The 19,858-nt window shown below is 70.8% G+C and carries 21 protein-coding genes and 1 other RNA gene; 16 read left to right on the forward strand and 6 right to left on the reverse strand.

Annotation, left to right across the window (positions count from 1 at the left end; all coding sequences use genetic code 11):
* Positions 1–73 precede the first annotated feature (73 nt).
* From fba to tkt, 6 genes are all read right to left on the reverse strand, one after another.
* A complete protein-coding gene (gene fba, locus ABE438_RS09780) occupies positions 74–1,141 on the reverse strand; it encodes a class II fructose-bisphosphate aldolase (RefSeq protein ID WP_346502419.1) in 1,068 nt (355 codons plus the stop codon).
* 129 nt (positions 1,142–1,270) lie between these two features.
* Positions 1,271–1,462, reverse strand: coding sequence for a hypothetical protein (locus tag ABE438_RS09785; protein WP_346502420.1), 192 nt, complete (start codon positions 1,460–1,462; stop codon positions 1,271–1,273).
* Positions 1,459–2,652 (reverse strand): phosphoglycerate kinase, encoded by a 1,194-nt coding sequence (locus tag ABE438_RS09790; RefSeq protein ID WP_346502421.1) that lies wholly within the window; start codon positions 2,650–2,652, stop codon positions 1,459–1,461. Before ABE438_RS09790 ends, ABE438_RS09785 begins: the two co-directional genes overlap by 4 nt.
* A gap of 38 nt (positions 2,653–2,690) precedes the next feature.
* Positions 2,691–3,167, reverse strand: coding sequence for a hypothetical protein (locus tag ABE438_RS09795; protein WP_346502422.1), 477 nt, complete (start codon positions 3,165–3,167; stop codon positions 2,691–2,693).
* A 71-nt stretch (positions 3,168–3,238) separates the two neighbouring features.
* Complete coding sequence (gene gap / locus ABE438_RS09800) at positions 3,239–4,249, reverse strand: type I glyceraldehyde-3-phosphate dehydrogenase (protein WP_346502423.1); 1,011 nt, start codon at positions 4,247–4,249, stop codon at positions 3,239–3,241.
* Positions 4,250–4,346: 97 nt separating this feature from the next.
* Positions 4,347–6,350 carry a transketolase gene (gene tkt, locus ABE438_RS09805; protein WP_346502424.1) on the reverse strand — a complete coding sequence of 668 codons (2,004 nt, stop codon included), beginning with the start codon at positions 6,348–6,350 and terminating at the stop codon, positions 4,347–4,349.
* 260 nt (positions 6,351–6,610) lie between these two features.
* Here tkt and ABE438_RS09810 point away from each other — a divergent pair, with 260 nt between their 5' ends.
* From ABE438_RS09810 to ABE438_RS09885, 16 genes are all read left to right on the forward strand, one after another.
* Positions 6,611–6,907, forward strand: coding sequence for a DUF4164 domain-containing protein (locus ABE438_RS09810; protein WP_346502425.1), 297 nt, complete (start codon positions 6,611–6,613; stop codon positions 6,905–6,907).
* Between the two features lie 15 nt (positions 6,908–6,922).
* The gene (locus tag ABE438_RS09815) at positions 6,923–7,291 is read left to right on the forward strand and encodes a cell division protein ZapA (protein ID WP_346502426.1); all 369 of its coding nucleotides are present in this window, start codon (positions 6,923–6,925) and stop codon (positions 7,289–7,291) included.
* A complete protein-coding gene (locus tag ABE438_RS09820; protein WP_346502427.1) occupies positions 7,288–8,088 on the forward strand; it encodes an alpha/beta fold hydrolase in 801 nt (266 codons plus the stop codon). Before ABE438_RS09815 ends, ABE438_RS09820 begins: the two co-directional genes overlap by 4 nt.
* Positions 8,085–9,149 (forward strand): D-alanine--D-alanine ligase family protein, encoded by a 1,065-nt coding sequence (locus ABE438_RS09825; RefSeq protein WP_346502428.1) that lies wholly within the window; start codon positions 8,085–8,087, stop codon positions 9,147–9,149. The genes ABE438_RS09820 and ABE438_RS09825 overlap by 4 nt, the downstream gene beginning before the upstream one ends.
* Before the next feature lie 82 nt (positions 9,150–9,231).
* A non-coding RNA gene (gene ssrS, locus ABE438_RS09830) (6S RNA) lies at positions 9,232–9,388 on the forward strand.
* Between the two features lie 6 nt (positions 9,389–9,394).
* The gene (locus tag ABE438_RS09835; protein WP_346502429.1) at positions 9,395–9,988 is read left to right on the forward strand and encodes a 5-formyltetrahydrofolate cyclo-ligase; all 594 of its coding nucleotides are present in this window, start codon (positions 9,395–9,397) and stop codon (positions 9,986–9,988) included.
* A 74-nt stretch (positions 9,989–10,062) separates the two neighbouring features.
* Positions 10,063–10,896, forward strand: coding sequence for a TIGR00282 family metallophosphoesterase (locus tag ABE438_RS09840; protein ID WP_346502430.1), 834 nt, complete (start codon positions 10,063–10,065; stop codon positions 10,894–10,896).
* Positions 10,896–12,050 (forward strand): benzoate/H(+) symporter BenE family transporter, encoded by a 1,155-nt coding sequence (locus ABE438_RS09845; protein ID WP_346502431.1) that lies wholly within the window; start codon positions 10,896–10,898, stop codon positions 12,048–12,050. Before ABE438_RS09840 ends, ABE438_RS09845 begins: the two co-directional genes overlap by 1 nt.
* Positions 12,047–12,703 carry a thiamine phosphate synthase gene (locus ABE438_RS09850; RefSeq protein WP_346502432.1) on the forward strand — a complete coding sequence of 219 codons (657 nt, stop codon included), beginning with the start codon at positions 12,047–12,049 and terminating at the stop codon, positions 12,701–12,703. The genes ABE438_RS09845 and ABE438_RS09850 overlap by 4 nt, the downstream gene beginning before the upstream one ends.
* Positions 12,700–13,623, forward strand: coding sequence for a tetratricopeptide repeat protein (locus ABE438_RS09855; RefSeq protein WP_346502433.1), 924 nt, complete (start codon positions 12,700–12,702; stop codon positions 13,621–13,623). Before ABE438_RS09850 ends, ABE438_RS09855 begins: the two co-directional genes overlap by 4 nt.
* Before the next feature lie 107 nt (positions 13,624–13,730).
* The gene (locus ABE438_RS09860) at positions 13,731–14,519 is read left to right on the forward strand and encodes an inositol monophosphatase family protein (protein WP_346502434.1); all 789 of its coding nucleotides are present in this window, start codon (positions 13,731–13,733) and stop codon (positions 14,517–14,519) included.
* Between the two features lie 86 nt (positions 14,520–14,605).
* Positions 14,606–15,622: a flagellar motor protein MotA gene (locus ABE438_RS09865; protein WP_346502435.1), complete on the forward strand. Its 1,017-nt coding sequence runs from the start codon at positions 14,606–14,608 to the stop codon at positions 15,620–15,622.
* A 50-nt stretch (positions 15,623–15,672) separates the two neighbouring features.
* Positions 15,673–16,689: a peptidoglycan -binding protein gene (locus tag ABE438_RS09870; protein WP_346502436.1), complete on the forward strand. Its 1,017-nt coding sequence runs from the start codon at positions 15,673–15,675 to the stop codon at positions 16,687–16,689.
* Positions 16,690–16,838: 149 nt separating this feature from the next.
* Positions 16,839–17,582, forward strand: coding sequence for a glucosamine-6-phosphate deaminase (locus tag ABE438_RS09875; protein WP_346502437.1), 744 nt, complete (start codon positions 16,839–16,841; stop codon positions 17,580–17,582).
* 5 nt (positions 17,583–17,587) lie between these two features.
* Complete coding sequence (locus tag ABE438_RS09880) at positions 17,588–18,610, forward strand: N-acetylglucosamine-6-phosphate deacetylase (protein WP_346502438.1); 1,023 nt, start codon at positions 17,588–17,590, stop codon at positions 18,608–18,610.
* A gap of 40 nt (positions 18,611–18,650) precedes the next feature.
* Positions 18,651–19,841 (forward strand): ABC transporter substrate-binding protein, encoded by a 1,191-nt coding sequence (locus tag ABE438_RS09885; protein WP_346502439.1) that lies wholly within the window; start codon positions 18,651–18,653, stop codon positions 19,839–19,841.
* Positions 19,842–19,858 lie beyond the last annotated feature (17 nt).

A 19,858-nucleotide genomic window follows, 5' to 3' on the forward strand; every position in this document is an offset into this window, starting at 1 on the left:
CGAACGCCCGGCCTGACGGCCGGGCGTTGCTGTCTTGGCCTGCCGCGCCGCGCGCGGCTCGGCGCGCGACGGCTCAGCCCATCGCCGGGTCGAGTTCGCCCTTGGCATAGCGCCTGGCCATTTCGGCCAGGGTCGCGACGCGCTTGATCTTCGAGGCCTGGCCGGCGGTGTTGAACTCCTGCAGGCGCTGCTTGCACAGGGCGGTCATCGCCTCCATGGCGGGCTTGAGATACTTGCGCGGATCGAACTCGCCGGGGTTCTCGGACAGGATCTTGCGGATCTGCCCGGTCATCGCCATGCGGTTGTCGGTGTCGATGTTGATCTTGCGGACGCCGTGCTTGATGCCGCGCTGGATCTCCTCGACCGGCACGCCCCAGGTCTGGGGCATCTTGCCGCCATACTGGTTGATCACGTCCTGCAGGTCCTGCGGCACCGAGGAGGAGCCGTGCATCACCAGATGCGTGTTCGGCAGCTTGCGGTGGATCTCCTCGATGACGTGCATGGCGAGGATGGCGCCGTCCGGCTTGCGGGTGAACTTGTAGGCGCCGTGCGAGGTGCCCATGGCGATGGCCAGCGCGTCGACCTTGGTCTCGGCGACGAACTTCACCGCCTCATCGGGGTCGGTCAGCAGCTGGTCGTGGCTGAGCTTGCCCTCGAAACCGTGGCCGTCCTCCTTCTCGCCCTCGCCGCTCTCCAGCGAACCGAGCACGCCGAGCTCGCCCTCGACCGAGATGCCGCCGAGATGGGACATCTCGACCACCTTGCGGGTGACGCCGACATTGTAGTCCCAGTCGCCGGGCGTCTTGCCGTCGGCCTTGAGCGAGCCGTCCATCATCACCGAGGTGAAGCCGGCCTGGATCGCGGTCATGCAGGTCGAAGGCTCGTTGCCATGGTCGAGATGCACGCAGACCGGAATGTGCGGATAGATCTCGGTCACCGCGTCCATCATGTGCTTCAGCATGACGTCGTTGGCGTAGGAGCGCGCCCCGCGCGAGGCCTGGATGATCACCGGAGCGTCGGTGGCATCGGCGGCCGCCATGATCGCCAGCGCCTGCTCCATGTTGTTGATGTTGAAGGCGGGCACGCCGTAGTCGTTCTCGGCGGCATGGTCGAGCAGTTGGCGAAGCGTAATCCGAGCCACTTGTGTCCTCCCGTTCAGCACTGGTCGTTCAGGCAGGGATGTAGGGCCATCCCTGCGGTTTCGCAAAGGGCGAGCGGCGGAAAGGTGAATGGCGACAGGCGAATACCGCGCCCGCCGCCGCCCTCTCCGTCAGGCGAACCAGCGCCGGTAGAGCCGCTCGCCCAGCGCCGGCATCACCGGCGCGAGCATGAAGGCCACGGCCCCGATCGCCAGCCAGCGCGGGCCCTGCCAGCCGGTCAGATCGGCGGTCACCAGGACGGCGAGAGTGGCCATCCCGGCGACGAGGACATGAAAACCGCCGATGACGAGGTGGCGCTTCACCGCGCCCGCAGCGCTTCGACGCCCGGCAGGGCCTTGCCTTCCATCCATTCGAGGAAGGCGCCGCCGGCGGTCGAGACATAGGTGAGGTCGTCGGCCACGCCGGCATGGTTCATCGCCGCGACCGTGTCGCCGCCGCCGGCGACCGCGACCAGCGTGCCGGCCCTGACCTTCTCGGCCACGGCGCGCGCCACGGTGACCGTCGCGGTGTCGAAGGGCGGCAGCTCGAAGGCGCCGAACGGACCGTTCCAGACCACGGTCTTCATCGTCGCGAGCTTCAGCACCACCTCGGCGACGCTGAGCGGGCCGGCGTCGAGGATCATCTCGTCGGCCGCGACCTCGCCGACCGGCACGACGCGATGGCCGGGATGGGCCTTGAACTCGCGCGCCACCAGCGCATCGACCGGCAGCAGGATCTCGCAGCCGGCCTCCTTCGCCTTCGCCTCGATCTCGCGGGCGGTGCCGACGAGATCGTGCTCGCAGAGCGACTTGCCGACATCGACGCCGCGGGCGGCGAGGAAGGTGTTGGCCATGCCGCCGCCGATGACCAGCACGTCGACCTTCTTCACCAGGTTGCCGAGCAGGTCGAGCTTGGTCGAGACCTTGGCGCCGCCGACGATCGCCATCACCGGCCGCGACGGGTTGTCGAGGCCGGCCGAGAGCGCTTCGAGCTCGGCCTGCATGGTGCGCCCGGCATAGGCCGGCAGCACATGGGCGAGGCCTTCCGTCGAGGCATGCGCGCGATGGGCCGCCGAGAAGGCATCGTTGACGTAGAGATCGCCATTGGCGGCCAGCGCCCGGACGAAATCGGGATCGTTCTTTTCGTCGCCGGCGTGGAAGCGGGTGTTCTCCAGCAGCAGGACCTCGCCGTTCTTCGCCGCCGCGATCGCCTTGGCGGCCGCCTCGCCGATGCAGTCCTCGACGAAGATCACCGGCTGACCGAGCGCATGGGCCAAGGCCGGCACGACCTGCTTTAGGCTGTTCTTGTCGTCGCGGCCCTTGGGCCGGCCGAAATGCGCGAGCAGGACGACCTTGGCGCCCTTCTGCGACAGCTCGCGGATCGTCGGCAGGATGCGATCGATGCGGGTGGTGTCGCTGACCGCGCCGTTCTCCATCGGGACGTTGAGATCGACACGCACCAGCGCGCGCTTGCCGGCGAGATCGGCGTCGTCGAGTGTACGGAAGGCAGGCATGTCGGACGTCCCCGGCGCTGGCGGTCTCGAGAGGTGGATCAGGGGCGGACGACCGGGCCGAGCAGGCCGGGCACGCCGTATTTCAGGGCGAGCACCGTCAGCAGCACGGTGATCAGCGCCGTGACGACGCCGGTCAGCAGCAGCGCGCCGAAGCGCGGCGTGGCGTTGACGCGCTGGCGCAGCGCGGTGAATTCCTCGCGCAAGCCGGCGAAGTCGAGCGCGCCGGCGGCGAGATCGACCTTCTGGGCGCTGCGCTCCAGCGAGGTCTCGGCGCGGGTCAGCACCGCCTCGTAGCGCGCGAACTTCTCCTCGATGCGGGCCGCCTTCTCCTCGATCCGCGAGAGCTGGTCGAGCTTGCGCGGATCGCTCTCGCCCGGGCGCGCCTCGGCGGCGCGGGCGGCGGTCTCGGCCATGCTCGGCGCCGGGGGCGGCGCGGGCGGCACGATCACAGCCTCGGAGGATGCCGGGCCCGAGGCCTTGGCCGGCGGGGTGACGGTCGGCTCGATCTTGTTCATCACGCGCTCCGTGGCTGGCTGAAACGTCGGAGGCCGCGCCGTTTCGGGCGCGGCCTCCGGGCAGGCTCTGGTCAGATGAACTTCGCCATGGCGACGGCGGTGTCGCTCATGCGGTTCGAGAAGCCCCACTCGTTGTCGTACCAGGACAGGACGCGCACGAACTTGTCGTCCATCACCTTGGTCTGGTCGAGCGCGAAGGTCGACGAATGCGGGTCGTGGTTGAAGTCGATCGAGACGTTCGGCTCCTCGGTCACGCCGAGGATGCCCTTGAGGGCGCCGCGCTTGGCCGCCTTCAGGATCGCGCCGTTGATCTTCTCGACCGTGGTCTTGCGCTTGGCGATGAACTTGAAGTCCACCACCGAGACGTTCGGGGTCGGCACGCGGATCGAGGTGCCGTCGAGACGGCCCTTGAGCTCCGGGATGACCAGGCCGATCGCCTTGGCGGCGCCGGTCGATGTCGGGATCATCGACATCGCCGCGGCGCGGCCGCGGTAGAGGTCCTTGTGCATGGTGTCGAGCGTCGGCTGGTCGCCGGTATAGGCATGGATCGTGGTCATGAAGCCCTTGTCGATGCCGACGGCGTCATGCAGCACCTTGACCACCGGCGCGAGGCAGTTGGTCGTGCAGGAGGCGTTCGAGACCACGAGGTGCTCGGGTCCGAGCTGCTCGTGGTTGACGCCGTAGACCACCGTCAGGTCGGCGCCGTCGCAGGGCGCCGAGACCAGCACGCGCTTGGCGCCGGCGGCGAGATGGGCGGCGGCCTTCTCGCGCGTCGTGAAGATGCCGGTGCATTCCAGCGCGATGTCGACGCCGAGCGCCTTGTGCGGCAGGTCCTTGGGATCGCGGATCGCGGTCACCTTGATCGGGCCGCGGCCCACGTCGATCGTATCGCCGGAGACGGTCACCGTGCCGGGGAAGCGGCCATGAACCGAGTCGTAGCGGAACAGGTGGGCATTCGTCTCGACCGGGCCGAGATCGTTGATCGCCACGACCTCGATGTCCTTGCGCTTCGACTCGATGATCGCGCGCAGCACGTTGCGTCCGATACGGCCGAAACCGTTGATCGCCACCTTGACCGTCATCTCAGTCCTCTCCTTCGCCGGCTTCCGGCGTTCCTGCCGTCATTCACGCGGGCAAATCGGCCAAACCAAGGCGAGCCCCGGCCCGGCCGCCGTTTTCTCAGCCGTTATGGCGCTTCATCGCGGCCTCGGCCACCGCCTCCGGCGTGATGCCGAAGTGCTTGTAGACCTCCTTGTACGGGCCGCTGGCGCCGAAGGAGGCCATGCCGACGAAGGTGCCGTCGGCGCCGATCACCGCATCCCAGCCGAAGCGGACCGCGGCCTCGACCGCGACCTTCACCGGCGCCTGGCCGATGATGGCGGCCTTCGCCTCCTCCGGCTGCTCCAGCAGCAGCTCCAGCGAGGGCACCGAGACGACGCGGGCGCGCACGCCCCTCTCGGCAAGAAGCTTGCGTGCCGCGACCGCGATTTCGACTTCGGAGCCCGAGGCGAAGAGCGAGACCTGGGCCTTGCCGCCCTCGGCCGGCAGCAGCTCGTAGCCGCCCTTGGCCGAGCGGTTGGCCGGCGTGCCGTCCTTGCGCAGCGCGGCGAGGTTCTGGCGCGAGAGCGCCAGCACGGTCGGCCCGTCGGTGCGCTCGAGCGCGATCTGCCAGGCTTCCGCCGTCTCGATCGCGTCGGCCGGGCGCAGCACGCGCATGTTCGGCATCGAGCGCAGCGAGGCGAGATGCTCGACCGGCTGGTGCGTCGGGCCGTCCTCGCCCAGGCCGATCGAGTCGTGCGTCATCACGTAGACGACCGGCAGGCCCATCAGCGCCGCCAGGCGCATGGCCGGGCGGGCATAGTCGGCGAAGACCAGGAAGGTGCCGCCGGCAGTGCGGAAGCCGCCATGCAGGGTGATGCCGTTCATCGCCGCCGCCATCGCGTGCTCGCGGATGCCGTAGCGGACATAGCGGCCCTTCGGGGTCTTCGGCGTGAAGTCCTCGAGGCCCTTGGCCTTGGTGTTGTTCGACGGGGTCAGATCGGCCGAGCCGGAGACCAGCTCCGGCATCACCGGCACGACGGCGTCGAGCGCCAGCTCGGAGGCCTTGCGGGTGGCGATGGTCGGGGCGTCGGCGGCGAGCGCCTTCTTGTGGGCGGCGATCGCCTTGGCGAGCTTGGCCGGCGGCACATGGCCGAGGCGACGCTCGAACTCGCCGCGCTTGCGCTCGGAGAGGCGAGCGAGGCGCTCGTCCCAGGCCTTGCGCTCGGCGGCGCCGGCGGCGCCGAAGCCCTGCCAGGCCTTCAGCAGGTCGGCGGCGACCTCGAAGGCCCCGCCGGTGATGCCGAGCTGCTTCTTGGCGGCGGCGAGCTCCTCCGCGCCGAGCGGCTCGCCATGCGCCTTGGAGGTGCCGGCCTTCTTCGGCGCGCCGAAGCCGATCACCGTCTTGCAGGCGATCATGGTGGGCTTGCCGGACTTCTGGGCGCGGCGGATCGCGGCCTCGATCGCCTCGGGATCATGGCCGTCGACGCGCTCGGAGCGCCAGCCACAGGCCTTGAAGCGCGCGACCTGGTCGACCGAGTCCGAGATCGAGAGCGGGCCATCGATCGAGATGCCGTTGTCATCCCACAGCACGATCAGCTTGTTGAGCTTGTGATGGCCGGCGAGCGCGATCGCCTCCTGGCTGATGCCCTCCATCAGGTCGCCGTCGGAGGCGAGCACATAGGTCTTGTGGTCGACGATCTTCTTGCCGAACTCGGCGGCGAGCATGCGCTCGGCCATCGCCATGCCGACTGCGGTCGCCAGCCCCTGGCCGAGCGGGCCGGTGGTGGTCTCGACGCCGGCGGTCATGAAGTTCTCCGGATGGCCCGGGGTCTTCGACTCGAGCTGGCGGAACTTCTTGAGGTCGTCGAGGGTCAGCCCGCCGGTGCCGGTGAGATAGAGCAGAGCGTAGATCAGCATCGAGCCGTGGCCGGCCGACAGCACGAAGCGATCGCGGTCGGGCCAGCGCGGCTGCGAGGCGTCGTACTTCATCACGCGGGTGAACAGCACGGTCGCGATGTCGGCGGCGCCCATCGGCAGGCCTGGATGGCCGGACTTGGCGGCCTCGACCCCGTCCATGGCGAGGGAGCGGACGGCGTTGGCCAGCCGGTCGTGCAGGGCGCGGTCGATCGCGGGCGTGGTCATGGCTTCACTCCGGAGGGCACTGGCGCCTTCCGTCACCGCCCGGGCGGGCCGGCAGGACGAAAGGCTGGGGAACGGATCTGGACGCGCGTTCGATAGGCTGACGGCTCAAGCAGTGTCAATTCGGCAAATTGCGCCCGATAACCAGCCGATCCGCCGGTTTTTCCCCAAGGAGAACCGCAAGCGGCTTTCATGGCCGCGCCGGCTGACATAGGGTTCCGAATCGGATGTGCCGGTCGGGACCGGCAGGAGAAGGACGAAACGTGGCGTTTCCGGTGCTGGATCGCGCCCTGTCGCGCCTCGACGGCGCTTTGGGCCAGCTCGAATCGGCCGCCCGCAGGCGGATCGAGGCCGAGCGTGGCCGCTCCAATCTCGAAACCGAACTGACGCTGATGCAGGACGACCGTGCACGGCTCGCCGTCGAGCTCGACGGCACCATGGCCAGGCTGGTCCATGTGCAGGGCGCCGCGGAGGAGGTCGATCGCCGCCTCGACAAGGCGATGACCACCCTCACCCGCATGATCGAGCAGGCCGGCGACGCGCCGGACGCGAGCGACTGAGGACGGACGACGCGCATGCCGCAGGTGAACGTCACCATTTCCGGCAAGGCCTACCGCATGGCCTGCGGCGACGGCGAGGAAGCCCATCTCGAGGAACTGGCCCGTTTCTACGACGCCAAGATCGATGAGATGCGCCAGGCCTTCGGCGAGATCGGCGACATGCGCCTGCACGTCATGGCCGCGCTGATGGTCGCCGACGAGGTCTCGGAGCTGAAGAAGACCGTCGCCAAGCTCGAAGGCAGGCTGGAGTCGCTGCAGGGCGACGCCGGCTCGGCCGACCAGCGCGCCGGTGAGGTCGAGGAGCGCGCCGCCGCGGCGATCGACGCCGCCGCCGCGCGCATCGAGGGCGTGGCGAAAAGCCTGCTGCCGAGTTCCGCGGGGTGAGCGAGCCGCCGGCGCCGGTGCCCGACGCCACCGCGCGGCGGGCGATCGTGCTGCTGCCCGGCCTCGACGGGACCGGCCGGCTGCTGGCGGATGTCGCCGCCGCCCTCGCGCCCGACTACGACGTCGCGATCATCGCCTATCCGACGCAGGAGCCGCTCTCCTACGACGCGCTCGTCGCCTATGTCCGCCAGCGCCTGCCGCAGCGGCCCTTCCTGCTGCTCGGCGAATCCTTCTCCGGCCCAGTGGCCTTACGGCTCGCGGCGGAAGCGCCGCCGCTGCTGGAGGCCGTGGTGATCTGCGCCTCCTTCGCGCGGCTCGACATCGCGCTGAAGCCGATGCTCGCCGCGCTCGCGGGCATTGTGTCGCCGCGCCTCGTGCCCACGGCGCTGCTCGACCGCCTCCTGGCCGGGGGACGCGCGCAGCCCGCGCTCCTCGCAGGCCTGCGTCGATGCCTGTCCGACGTCGCAGCGCCGGTGCTGGCGGCCCGCCTGCGCGAGGCGCTGCGGGTCGACCTGCCCGCCGCGGGCGTCGCGGTCGGCCAGCCCCTGCTCTATCTGCGGGCGACCGACGACCGGCTGATGCCGGCGAGCGCGCCGGACACGGTCGCCGCCATCGCCCGCGACATGCACATCACCGCCATTCGCGCCCCGCATTTCCTGCTCCAGAGCGAGCCGGCCCGCTGCGCCGACGCGATCCGCGCCTTCGACCGCGAGCGCCTGGCGGCTCCGGCGTCATCAATCCGCCCCGTTCCAAGCCGAACCGCCTCGGGCCACGCTCACCAGGACCATCGACCATGACCGACAGAACGCGCGTCGCCATCCTATTCGGCGGCAAGTCCTCCGAGCACGAGGTCTCGCTGATGTCGGCCGCCAATGTGATCGCCGCCATCGACAAGGCGGTCTACGACGTCGTGCCGATCCTGGTCACCCGCGAGGGCGCCTGGCGCCTGGTCGCGCTGGAAAACGGCCACCTCCCCTCGCCTCTGCCGGCGGACGGTCCCGGCGCCTGCCTTCTGCCGGGCGGGCGTGGCCGGATGATCGCGCTCGATGCCGAGGGCCGGGCGACGCCGCTGCCGCCGGTCGACATCCTCTTCCCGGTCCTGCACGGGCTGAACGGCGAGGACGGCTCCGTGCAGGGGCTCGCCGCGGTCGCCGGCCTGCCGCTCGCCGGCTGCGGCATCACCGGCTCCGCCAACGCGCTCGACAAGGATCTCGGCAAGCGCCTGCTGCGCGAGGCCGGCGTGCCGGTCGCCCGCTCGCTCACCGTGCGGCCCGACGCGGTGCCGCCCTTCGCCACCGTCGCGGCCGAGCTCGGCCTGCCGGTCTTCGTCAAGCCGGTGCGGCAGGGCTCCTCGGTCGGCGTCAGCAAGGCGGGCACCGAGGCCGAGTTCGCCGCCGCCCTCGCCGAGGCCTTCCGCCACGATCCCAAGGTGCTGGTCGAGGAGTTCGTCCAGGCCCGCGAGATCGAGTTCAGCGTGCTGGAGCAGGCCGACGGCGAGACCATCGTCTCGCTGCCGGGCGAGATCGTCACCGCCGCCAGCCACGGCTTCTACAGCTACGAGGCGAAGTATCTCGACGCCGACGGCGCCGCCGTCGTCGTGCCGGCCGTGCTGCCTGAGGACACCGTCGCGACGCTTCGGGACACGGCGCTGCGCGCTTTCCGCGCCATGGGCTGCGACGGCATGGCCAGGGTCGACTTCTTCCTGAAGCCGGACGGCACCGCGCTGGTCAACGAGATCAACACCATCCCCGGCTTCACCAATATCAGCATGTACCCCAAGGCGCTCGCCGCCAGCGGCATCGACTATCCGGACCTGATCGACCGGGTGATCCGCCACGGGCTGGCGCGCGGCGCCTGAGCCGGCGGCCGCCCGCAAATTTTCTCGTGGCCGGCGCCCCGCGCCTCTGGCGCTTTGCCGGCGCGCACCCTACCTTGCCGCGGCGGGGCTGCCTGGCGCGTGAGAGACATGTATCCCTGGGCCCATACGATCCCATCGGGAGCTGTCCCTGACCGGGTCCCTGGACCCGGACATATGGCGCCCACCTACTTCCGTAGGTGCCCCAGGATCGAAAACTCCACGGCCGAGGTGGCTCCGCACACCCCATGACGACTGAAGCCGCCATCCCGACGCCGGCTGCCGACAAGGCGGCCCTGCGCCGCGCGGCGCTGGCGCGGCGCGACGCGCTGGCGCTGGACGACCGGCTCGACTGGGACAAGGTCCGCAGCGAGCGCCTGCTCGCGCTGCCCGCCCTCGCTGCGGCGACGCCCGCCGACGGGCCGGTCTCCGGCTACTGGCCGATGCGTTCGGAAGCCGATCCCCGCCCCGTGCTCGAGGCGCTGCAGGCGCGCGGCCTACCGCTCTGCCTGCCGGCGATCGTCACTGGCCGCATGCTGTTCCGGCGCTGGGCGCCGTGGGAGGCGATCGTGCCCGGCGGCTTCGGCACGCTGGTGCCGGCACCGGAGGAGCCCGAACGCCGGCCCGCGAGCATGCTGGTGCCGCTCGCCGCCTTCGACCGGCGCGGCTACCGCATCGGCTACGGCAAGGGCTATTACGACCGCGCCATCGCCGAGCTTCGTCCCGCGCTGACGATCGGCGTCGCCTTCGCGGCGCAGGAGATCGAAGCGGTGCCGGCCGAAGCCCACGACCGGCGGCTCGACTGGGTGGTGACGGAGCGCGAAAGCATCCGCTGCGGTTGATTCGCGCAGCGGATCGCGCCATCAGACCGTTTCGCCCCGGCCCTTCCGCGCCGGGCCAGCCAGCGGACCCTGCCATGCGTCTCCTCTTCCTCGGCGACATCGTCGGCCGCTCCGGCCGCATCGCGGTGCAGGAGCGCCTACCGGAGCTGCGCCAGCGCTGGACGCTCGACTGCGTCGTGATCAACGGCGAGAACGCCGCCGGCGGCTTCGGCATCACCGAGGCGATCTGCGAGGACGTGCTCGCCGCCGGCGCCGACGTGGTCACGCTCGGCAACCACTCCTGGGACCAGCGCGAGGCCCTCGTCTTCATCGAGCGGCAGCCGCGGCTGATCCGCCCCGCCAACTATCCCTCCGGCACGCCCGGCCGCGGCGCCACCGTGATCGAGGCGCGCAACGGCGCCCGCGTCCTCGTGGTCAACCTGATGGGCCGGCTGTTCATGGACCCGCTCGACGATCCCTTCGCGGCGGTCGAGCGCGAGCTCTCCGCCTGCCCGCTCGGCGAGGTCGCCGACGCGATCATCGTCGACATGCACGCCGAGGCGACCAGCGAGAAGCTCGCCATGGGCCATTTCCTCGACGGGCGCGCCACGCTGGTCGTCGGCACCCACACCCATGTCCCGACCTCCGACACCCGCATCCTGCCGGCCGGCACCGCCTACCAGTCCGATGCGGGCATGTGTGGCGACTATGATTCCGTGCTCGGCATGCAGAAGGACGAGGCGATCCGCCGCTTCATCGAGAAGACGCCGGGCTCGCGGCTGGAGCCCGGCCTCGGCGAGGCCGCGCTCTCGGGCATCGCGGTCGAGACCGACGACCTGACCGGCCTCGCCAAGGCGGTCTGGCCGGTGCGGCTCGGACCCGGCCTGCAGGAATCCTGGCCGGTCGCCTGGGACGCGCGGAGCGCCTGATGTCCCAGCTCGTCTCGGCTCTGGTCGCGACCTTCGTCGGCTTCGCCGCCTCGGTCGCCGTGGTGCTGGCGGCGGCGCAGGCGCTCGGCGCCACGCCGGGCCAGACGGTCTCCTGGGTGGCGGGCCTGGCGCTGGCCAAGGGGATCGCCAGCCTCTGGCTGTCCTGGCGCCACCGCATGCCGATCATCTGCGCCTGGTCGACGCCGGGCGCCGCCCTGATCGCGGCCGCCAGCGGCGTCGACATGGCGGCCGCCGTCGGCGCCTTCCTCGCCGCCGCGGTGCTGATGATGGCGACCGCCGCCTTCCGCCCGCTCGGCGCGCTGGTCGAGCGCATCCCGATGAGCATCGCCGCCGCCATGCTGGCCGGGGTGATCTTCCGCTTCGTCGTGGCGGTCTTCGACGAGATGCGGGTCGAGCCGGTGATGGTCGCGATCCTGCTCGCGGTCTTCCTGCTGGCGCGGCTGCGCAATCCCTTCCTCGGCGTGATCGCGGCGCTCGGCGCCGGCCTGATCCTCACCTTCGCCACCGGCCAGGCCGGCCTGCCGGCGGGCCCGCCGACGCTGACGCAGATCGAGCTGATCATGCCGCGGCTCGATCCCGCGGCGCTGATCGGCGTCGGCGTGCCGCTCTATCTGGTGACGATGGCGGCGCAGAACCTGCCCGGCTTCGCCGTGCTGCGCGCCGCGGGTTACACCCCGCCCGCCGCCGCCTGTCTGTTCGTCACCGGGCTGATGTCCTTCCTCACCGCGCCGACCGGCGCGCATATGGTCAACATGGCCGCGATCAGCGCCTCGATCTGCACCGGCCCCGACACCCATCACAATCCGGGCGAGCGCTGGAAGGCCGGCCTCTGGTACGGCCTGTTCTGGCTGACCATCGCGGCCTCCGCCGGACTGCTGCTGGCGCTGATCGTCGCCATGCCGAAGGCGCTGATCGTCGCGGTCGCCGGCCTCGGCCTCGTCGGCTCGCTGACGGGTGCGCTCGGCCAGGCCATGGCCAATGAGCGCGAGCGCTTCGCCGCGGTGGTCGCCTTCGCCGTCGCGGCCTCGAGCCTGTCGCTGTTCGGGGTCGGCTCGGCCTTCTGGAGCCTCGCCGCCGGGCTGGCGGTCTTGACATTGGACGGTCTCGCGGGCCGTCTGCGCGCACGATCATGAGCACATCCAAACCACGCCCCCGCCTGATGCTGGTGACGCCCCGAGTGGTCGATCCCGGCGCCCTGTCCTTTCGCCTGATGCAGGCCTTCGCCGGCGGCGATGTCGCCGCCGTGCTGCTGCGCCTCGCCCCGGCCGACGACCGCACCCTGACCGAGCGCGTCAAGCAGCTCGCCGCGCCCGTGCAGGCGCAGGACGTCGCGCTGGTCGTCGAGACCAGCTCGACCCAGGTGGTCAGCCGCGGCGGCGCCGACGGCATCCACCTCGCCGAGGGGACCGCCGGCATCGCCGAGATCCGCGCCAGCCTGCGCAACGAGCGCATCCTCGGCGTCGGCGGCCTGCGCTCGCGCCATGACGCGATGGACGCCGGCGAGGCGGGCGTCGACTACGTCGTCTTCGGCGAACCGCGCCCGGACGGCTCGCTGCCGCCGCTGCCGGCGGTGATCGAGCGCGCGAGCTGGTGGGCCGAGATCTTCGAGACGCCCTGCGTCGCCTATGCGCCCGACGCTGCCTGCGTGCCGGCGCTGGTCGAGACCGGGGCGGAATTCGTCGCGCTCGGCGACTGGGTCTTCGCCGAGGATGTCGACATCCGCGCCGCCGTCGCCGAGGCCGACGCCGCGATCACCGCGCACATGGCCCGGAAGGCCGCCCGGTGAAACGGGCCGCAGCCCTGCTGGCGCTGCTCCTGCCGGCGGCCCCGCTCGCGGCCGCGCAGCCGGACCTCGCCTATGGCTCCTACCAGGCCGGGCATTACCGCAAGGCGCAGGCCGAGGCGCTGAAGCGCATCGAGGCCAACCCCAAGGACGCCGCCGCCATGACCCTGCTCGGCGAGCTCTATCGCCAGGGGCTCGGCGTGCGCGAGGACCAGACGGCGGCCGCCGAATGGTACCGACTCGCGGCAGCGCGCGGCGACCTCAACGCCATGTTCGCCTATGCGATGGCGCTGATCGAGGGCAAGGGCGTCGCCAAGGACGCCGCCGCCGGCGGCAAGCTGCTGGAACAGGCCGCGGCGGCCGGGCATCCCTCCGCGAACTACAATCTCGCGCTGGCGCTGCTGGCCTCGGGCGAGCCCGCCAACGAGAAGCGCGCGGTCGCCTGCCTGCGCATCGCCGCCGATGCCGATCTCGGCGACGCCCAGTACGCGCTCGGCGCGCTCTACAAGCTCGGCCGTGCCGTGCCGAAGGACAAGGCGCAGGCCGCCGCCTGGATCGCCAAGGCCGCCGCCGGCGGACATGTCGCCGGCGAGGTCGAATACGCGATCATGCTGTTCAATGGCGACGGCGTCGCCAGGAACGAGCGCGCCGCCGCCAGCCTCTTCCTGCGCGCCGCCTACAAGGGCAACGCCATCGCCCAGAACCGGCTGGCCAAGCTCTACCAGTTCGGCCTGGCGCTGCCGCCCGACATGGCGGAGGCCGCCGCCTGGCACATGGCGGCCCGCGCCCAAGGGCTGGCCGACACCGCGCTGGACGAGTTGCTCGAGCGGCTGACGCCCGAGCAGCGCACCGCCGCGGCACGCCTCGCGGCAGACCGGATCGAGGCCACGGCCTTGACGACGCCGAGCCAACCGAGCAAGTGACGCTCTGAACCCTTTCCGCGCGACCGTGGATGCAGGCCCCGCCACAGAAGGGACCGGCGCACCCGGCGCAGCACCACGCCGCCTCGCGCGGCACCGAGGTAATCCAGATGATCCGCTCCCCCCTGATGACCGTGATGGTCGATGCCGTGATGAAGGCGTCGCGTTCGCTGAAGCGCGATTTCGGCGAGGTCGAGAACCTGCAGGTGCTGGCCAAGGGCCCCGGCGACTTCGTCTCCAAGGCCGACCACAAGGCCGAGGAGATTCTGCGCGCCGCCCTCGAGAAGGCGCGGCCGGGCTACGGCTTCGTCATGGAGGAGAGCGGCGTCGTACAGGGCACCGACGAGAGCAATCGCTGGCACATCGACCCGCTCGACGGCACCCACAACTTCCTGCGCGGCATCCCGCACTGGAACATCTCGGTGGCGCTGGAGCGCGACAACCAGTTCTATGCCGGCGTGGTCTACGACGCCGCCAAGGACGAGCTCTTCGTCGCCGAGAAGGGCAAGGGCGCCTATGTCAACAACCGCCGCATGCGCGTCTCCGGCCGCCGCGAGCCGGCCGAGATGCTGATCGGCATGGGCGTGCCGCATATCGGCAAGGGCGGCCATCCGCTCTTCCTGCGCGAGCTCGCCTCGGTGATGCCGCGCTTCGCCAATGTCCGCCGCATGGGCTCGGCCGCGCTCGACATCGCCTATGTCGCCGCCGGCCGCATGGACGCCTATTGGGAGCGCGGGCTCAACACCTGGGACTTCGGCGCCGCCGCCGTGATGGTACGCGAGGCGGGCGGCACCTTCGGCACGCTGGACGGCAAGCAGCCGACCTCCGCCACCGACGTGATCTGCGGCAACGAAGCCGGCGAACCGGCGCTGCGCGCCGCGCTCAAGACGGTCGTCTGACGCCCTCGCTCCGTTTTCGTGCTTGATCCCGGCCGGGCGGGAGGCGACAGTCCCCGCCTGGATCAGGCGGAGAGCGGGCAGCACGGATGGCGAGCGACGACACCGCGCCGGAGACCGGGGCGCAGGACAGGCCGGGTGCGCCGGCGCGGCCGGCCACCGAGCTCCAGCGCTTCTCCCGCCCGCTGCGCTACTTCATCCGGGCCTTCGTCTTCCTGGCGCTGCTCGGCTTCCTCGCCTTCATCCTGCAGGGCGGGCTCGTCTCCGCCTTCATGACCAATCCGGGCCTGAACGGCCTGATCGTCGGCTCGCTGCTGGTCGGTATCCTCGTCGCCCTGCGCGAGCTCTGGCGCATCCATGCCGAGGCCGGCGCCGCGATGCGGCTGGCGGCCGATCCGGACGGCGCGCCGCTGCTGCGCCAGCAAATCCTCAGCCCGCTCGATGCGGTGCGCCCGGCGCTCGCCCGCGACGCCCTGCCGGCCGCGCAGGCCGCTTCCCTGCTCGAATCGATCGCGGTCCGGCTCGACGAGGGCCGCGAGGTGCTGCGCTACCTCACCGGGCTGCTGATCTTCCTCGGCCTGCTCGGCACCTTCTGGGGCCTGCTCGAAACCGTCTCCTCGGTCGGCAACGTCATCCGCACCCTGCGCACCGGCGCCGAGGCCGGCGTGCTGTTCGACGAGCTCAAGGCCGGCCTCGCCGCGCCGCTCGCCGGCATGGGACTGTCCTTCTCGTCCTCGCTGTTCGGCCTCGCCGGCTCGCTGATCCTCGGCTTCCTCGACCTGCAGCTCGGCCAGGCGCAGCGCCGCTTCCGCAACGAGCTGGAAGGCTGGCTCGGCGCCCGCACCGCGATCGCGACCGCGGTCGTCGACCCCACCGGCCTCGGCGAGCGCCTCGACCGGCTGCAGACCGCGCTGCAGGACGGCGCCAACAGCCGGGCCGCGGCCCAGGCCATGGCGAACCTCGCCGAGGGCATCCAGGGGCTGGTGCAGCACATGCGCTCCGAGCAGCAGCTGATCCGCGACTGGGTCGAGGCCCAGGCGGCGCGCGAGAAGGACCTGAAGCGCTTGATCGAGCGCCTCACCGCCGACCGCATGCAGGAGCCGTGACCATGACGGGCGCCGCCATGCCGGCCGCCGGGCGCTGAGGGGAACCGCTCATGGCCCTGTCGCGCTCGCATCGCCGGGAGGAACAGAACTACTGGCCGGGCTTCGTCGACGCGCTCTCGACGATGCTGATCGGCATCGTCTTCCTGCTCTCGGTCTTCGTGCTCGGCCAGTTCTTCCTGTCGCAGGAGATCTCCGGCAAGGACACGGTGCTCGACCGGCTCAACCGCCAGATTTCCGAACTGACCGACCTGCTGGCGCTGGAGCGCGCCTCCGGCAAGGAGGCGCGTGATTCGCTCGCTTTGCTGCAATCCTCGCTGACGGCCGAGCGGGCCGAGCGCGGCCGCGTGCAGGCCCTGCTCGGCGGCGCCGCCGCGAGCGGCCCGGCCAGGCTCGCCGAGACCGAGAAGGCGCTGGAGGCCGAGAAGCAGCTCTCCGCCCGGGCGCAGGCCACAGTCGACCTCGTCAACCAGCAGATCGCCGCGATGCGCCGCCAGCTCGCGGCTCTGGAGGAGGCGCTCGCCGCCTCGGAGGCCAAGGACAAGGAATCGCAGAGCCGCATCGCCGAGCTCGGCTCTCGCCTCAACGTGGCGCTGGCCCAGCGCGTGCAGGAGCTGGCGCGCTACCGCTCCGACTTCTTCGGCCGGCTGCGGCAGGTGCTCGGCATGCGCCCCGACATCCGCGTCGTCGGCGACCGCTTCGTCTTCCAGTCGGAGGTGTTCTTCGACGGCGGCCAGGCGGTGCTCAAGCCCGAGGGCCGCGAGGAGCTCGACAAGCTCGCGGCGATCATCGTCGATCTCGGCCGCGAGATGCCTCCCGACCTGCCCTGGATCCTGCGCGTCGACGGCCACACCGACAACCGGCCGATCCGCTCGGCGCAGTTTCCCTCGAACTGGCATCTCTCGACGGCGCGCGCCGTCGCGGTGGTCGAGTATCTCGTCTCCAAGGGCATCCCGGCCGACCGCATCGCCGCCACCGGCTTCGGCGAGTACCAGCCGCTCGACGTCGCCAACAATGACGAGGCCTGGCGCCGCAACCGCCGCATCGAGTTCAAGATCACCGAGCGCTGAGGCCCGCCGGGCGGCGCCCGCCCCTGCCGCGATCGCGCATGCGCCATGCCGGCGCGGAGGGTGCGTTCGCGCAGGCGCGTGCTAGCCTTCGCGTCCGAGACGCAAACCGCCGGCAGCCCATCATCGCCGGGGAAGGAAACGCCAGACTCATGATCGATATCCGCCTCGTCGCCGACAAGACCGAACTGGGCCGCCAGGCCGCTGCGCTGGGTGCGGACACCATCCGCGCCGCGCTGAAGGCCCATGGCGAGGCGACGATCATCGTCGCCACCGGCGCCAGCCAGTTCGAGATGCTCGAAAACCTCGTCGCGGCACCGGACATCGACTGGTCGAAGGTCACCGCCTTCCATCTCGACGAATATGTCGGCCTGCCGCAGAGCCACCCGGCCAGCTTCCGCCGCTATCTCGCCGAGCGCTTCGTCGCCCCGCTGGGCGGCAAGGTCGCGTTCGTGCCGGTCGACGGCGAGAAGGACGCCGCCGCCGAGGCCAGGTCGCTCGGCGAGAAGATCGCTGGCCGCCGCATCGATCTCTGCTTCGCCGGCATCGGCGAGAACTGCCATCTCGCCTTCAACGATCCGCCGGCCGATTTCGACACCGAGGAGCCCTATATCGTCGTCACCCTCGACGAGGCCTGCCGCCGCCAGCAATATGGCGAGGGCTGGTTCGAGACGCTTGACGCTGTACCGCGGCAGGCGATCTCGATGAGCATCCGCCAGATCATGAAGAGTGCCCGGATCATCCTGTCCGTGCCGGATGCGCGCAAGGCGCCAGCCGTGCGCGACGCGCTCGAGGGCGAGATCTCGCCGCAGCACCCGGCCTCTATCCTGCAGCGCCACGCCGACACGGTGCTCTTCCTCGATCCGCCGGCCGCCTCGCTGCTGCGCAAGGGCTGAGCGCGATGCCGCGCTCGCAAGGCCTGATCGACCTGCAGGTCAACGGCTTCGCAGGCGTCGACTTCAACGATCCCGCGATCGGCCCGGACGATCTCGACCGGGCGCTGGAGGCGATGCTGGCGACCGGCGTCACCTTTTGCCTGCCGACGATCATCACCGCCCATCCCCACGAACTGGCCGCGCGCTTCGCGGCGCTCGACGCCGCCGTCGCCGGCAGCCGGCTCGGCCCGCTGATGTGCCCGGGCTACCATCTCGAAGGCCCGTTCCTGAACCCGGCGCCGGGCTATCACGGCTGCCATCCGCCGCAGGCGATGACCGCCGCCAGCGCCGATCTCGTCCTGGCGCTGGAGAAGCCGCTCTCCCGCCCGATCCTGATGATGACGCTGGCGCCGGAGGTCGAGGGCGCGCTGGCGGCGACACAAGCGCTGGCGCAGGCCGGCAAGACGGTCGCGATCGGCCATTCGGCCGCCGACTTCGCCCAGGTGGCCGCCGCGGCGCGCGCCGGGCTCTCGCTCTCGACGCATCTCGGCAACGGGCTGCCGCAGACCCTGCCCAAGCTCGCCAACCCGGTCTTCGCCCAGCTCGCCACCGACGGGCTGATGGCGGGTTTCATCGCCGACGGTATCCATCTGCCGCCGGAAGCGCTCAAGGTGCTGATCGCGGCGCGCGGGCGTGAGAACGCCATCCTGGTCACCGACGCGGTGCTGGCCGCCGCCGCCCCGGTCGGCGCCTACAGCTTCGCCGGCATGGCGATCGAACTGCGGCCGGACGGCTCGGTGCGCCAGTCGGAAGGGCTGCTGGCCGGCTCGGCGCTATGCCTCGACGCGGCGGTGCGCAACCTCGTCGGCTGGGGCATCGCGACGCCGGAGCAGGCGCTCGCCATGGCCTCGGACCATCCGCTCGCCGCAATCCGCCGTAGTCTCGACGCCCACGGCATCACGCTCGCGCCGAGCACGGTCGACTGGTCGGACGATCTCGCGGTCCGGCGGATCCGCCTCGGCGCGCAGGACCGCAGCTACACAACCTGATCGCCCCGAGGCGGGCGGCACGGACTGGAGGGGAAGCCAGATGACGAAAGACCTCACACATATCGACCGCCGCGTGGTGCTCGGCGGCCTCGGCGCGCTCGCCGCCACGGGACCGGCCTTCGCCGCGGCCCCCCCGCTGCCGACGAGCCCTGTGGCGATCAACGTGATCGACGTCGGCGGCGCGCTGGCGCTGATGCAGAAGGCCTTCGAGGACTATCGCGCCGCCAATCCCAAGCTGGTCTCGCGCATCACCTTCGTGAAGGCGCCCGCCCCCGAACTCGCCAGCAAGATCAAGGCGCAGCAGGACGCCGGCCGCTCGGATCTCGACCTCGTCCTGACCGGCAGCGACGGCCTCGCAGCCGGCCTTGAGCAGAACCTCTGGCAGAAGATCCTGCCCGATTTCGCCGACAAGTTCCCGAAGATCGAGGAGAACTACGAGCCGGCGGCGCTCAATTTGCATCGCGCCCAGGGCGCCGGCTACGGCGTGGTGGTCAACTACTACCCCTCCGGCCCACTGCTCGAATACATGCCCGACCGGGTGAAGACCCCGCCGACCACGGCCGAGGAACTGCTGGCCTGGGCCAAGGCGAACCCCAACCGCTTCCTCTACGCCCGCCCGACCAATTCCGGCCCCGGACGCACCTTCATGATGGGCCTGCCCTACATCCTCGGCGACAAGGATCCGCAGGATCCGGTCAATGGCTGGGACAAGACATGGGCCTATCTCCAGGAGCTCGGCCAGTACATCGAGTACTACCCGGCCGGCACCGGCGCGACGATGAAGGAGCTCGGCGAGGGCTCGCGCGACATCATCATCTCGACCACCGGCTGGGACATCAATCCGCGCGCGCTCGGCATCGTGCCGAAGGAAGCCAGGATCCAGACGCTCAAGGGCTTCCACTGGGTCTCGGACGCCTTCTTCATGTGCGTGCCGAAGGGCATCCCCAACGACCGGATGGCCGTGGTGCTCGACCTGATGGCACATCTGCTGACGCCGAAGATGCAGGCCTATTCCTATGACGAGGGCTATCTCTATCCCGGCCCGGCGGTGAAGAACGTGCCGCTCTCGCTGGCGCCGGAAGCCAGCCAGAAGGTCATCGCCGAGTTCGGCCGGCCGGAATATGCCGATCTGATCGCCAACAACCCGATCGAGCTGCCGCTGAAGCCCGACAGGATGGTCGTCGCCTTCCGCAAATGGGACGAGCTGGTCGGCGCCAAGCGCAAGCGCTGAGGACACGCGACGGCGCC

It is taken from the genome of Allobosea sp. TWI1241 (assembly GCF_039673065.1).
Lineage (GTDB): Bacteria > Pseudomonadota > Alphaproteobacteria > Rhizobiales > Beijerinckiaceae > Allobosea.

Excerpts from the sequence above, each read along its gene's own strand:
- ABE438_RS09860 (WP_346502434.1), top strand. The coding sequence starts at position 13,731 with ATGATCCGCTCCCCCCTGATGACCGTGATGGTCGATGCCGTGATGAAG.
- ABE438_RS09845 (WP_346502431.1), top strand. The coding sequence starts at position 10,896 with ATGTCCCAGCTCGTCTCGGCTCTGGTCGCGACCTTCGTCGGCTTCGCC.
- ABE438_RS09840 (WP_346502430.1), top strand. The coding sequence starts at position 10,063 with ATGCGTCTCCTCTTCCTCGGCGACATCGTCGGCCGCTCCGGCCGCATC.
- tkt (WP_346502424.1), bottom strand. The coding sequence starts at position 6,350 with ATGACCACGCCCGCGATCGACCGCGCCCTGCACGACCGGCTGGCCAAC.
- ABE438_RS09880 (WP_346502438.1), top strand. The coding sequence starts at position 17,588 with ATGCCGCGCTCGCAAGGCCTGATCGACCTGCAGGTCAACGGCTTCGCA.
- ABE438_RS09815 (WP_346502426.1), top strand. The coding sequence starts at position 6,923 with ATGCCGCAGGTGAACGTCACCATTTCCGGCAAGGCCTACCGCATGGCC.
- ABE438_RS09850 (WP_346502432.1), top strand. The coding sequence starts at position 12,047 with ATGAGCACATCCAAACCACGCCCCCGCCTGATGCTGGTGACGCCCCGA.
- ABE438_RS09885 (WP_346502439.1), top strand. The coding sequence starts at position 18,651 with ATGACGAAAGACCTCACACATATCGACCGCCGCGTGGTGCTCGGCGGC.
- ABE438_RS09795 (WP_346502422.1), bottom strand. The coding sequence starts at position 3,167 with ATGAACAAGATCGAGCCGACCGTCACCCCGCCGGCCAAGGCCTCGGGC.
- ABE438_RS09825 (WP_346502428.1), top strand. The coding sequence starts at position 8,085 with ATGACCGACAGAACGCGCGTCGCCATCCTATTCGGCGGCAAGTCCTCC.
- ABE438_RS09865 (WP_346502435.1), top strand. The coding sequence starts at position 14,606 with ATGGCGAGCGACGACACCGCGCCGGAGACCGGGGCGCAGGACAGGCCG.
- ABE438_RS09875 (WP_346502437.1), top strand. The coding sequence starts at position 16,839 with ATGATCGATATCCGCCTCGTCGCCGACAAGACCGAACTGGGCCGCCAG.
- ABE438_RS09790 (WP_346502421.1), bottom strand. The coding sequence starts at position 2,652 with ATGCCTGCCTTCCGTACACTCGACGACGCCGATCTCGCCGGCAAGCGC.
- ABE438_RS09835 (WP_346502429.1), top strand. The coding sequence starts at position 9,395 with ATGACGACTGAAGCCGCCATCCCGACGCCGGCTGCCGACAAGGCGGCC.
- ABE438_RS09870 (WP_346502436.1), top strand. The coding sequence starts at position 15,673 with ATGGCCCTGTCGCGCTCGCATCGCCGGGAGGAACAGAACTACTGGCCG.
- gap (WP_346502423.1), bottom strand. The coding sequence starts at position 4,249 with ATGACGGTCAAGGTGGCGATCAACGGTTTCGGCCGTATCGGACGCAAC.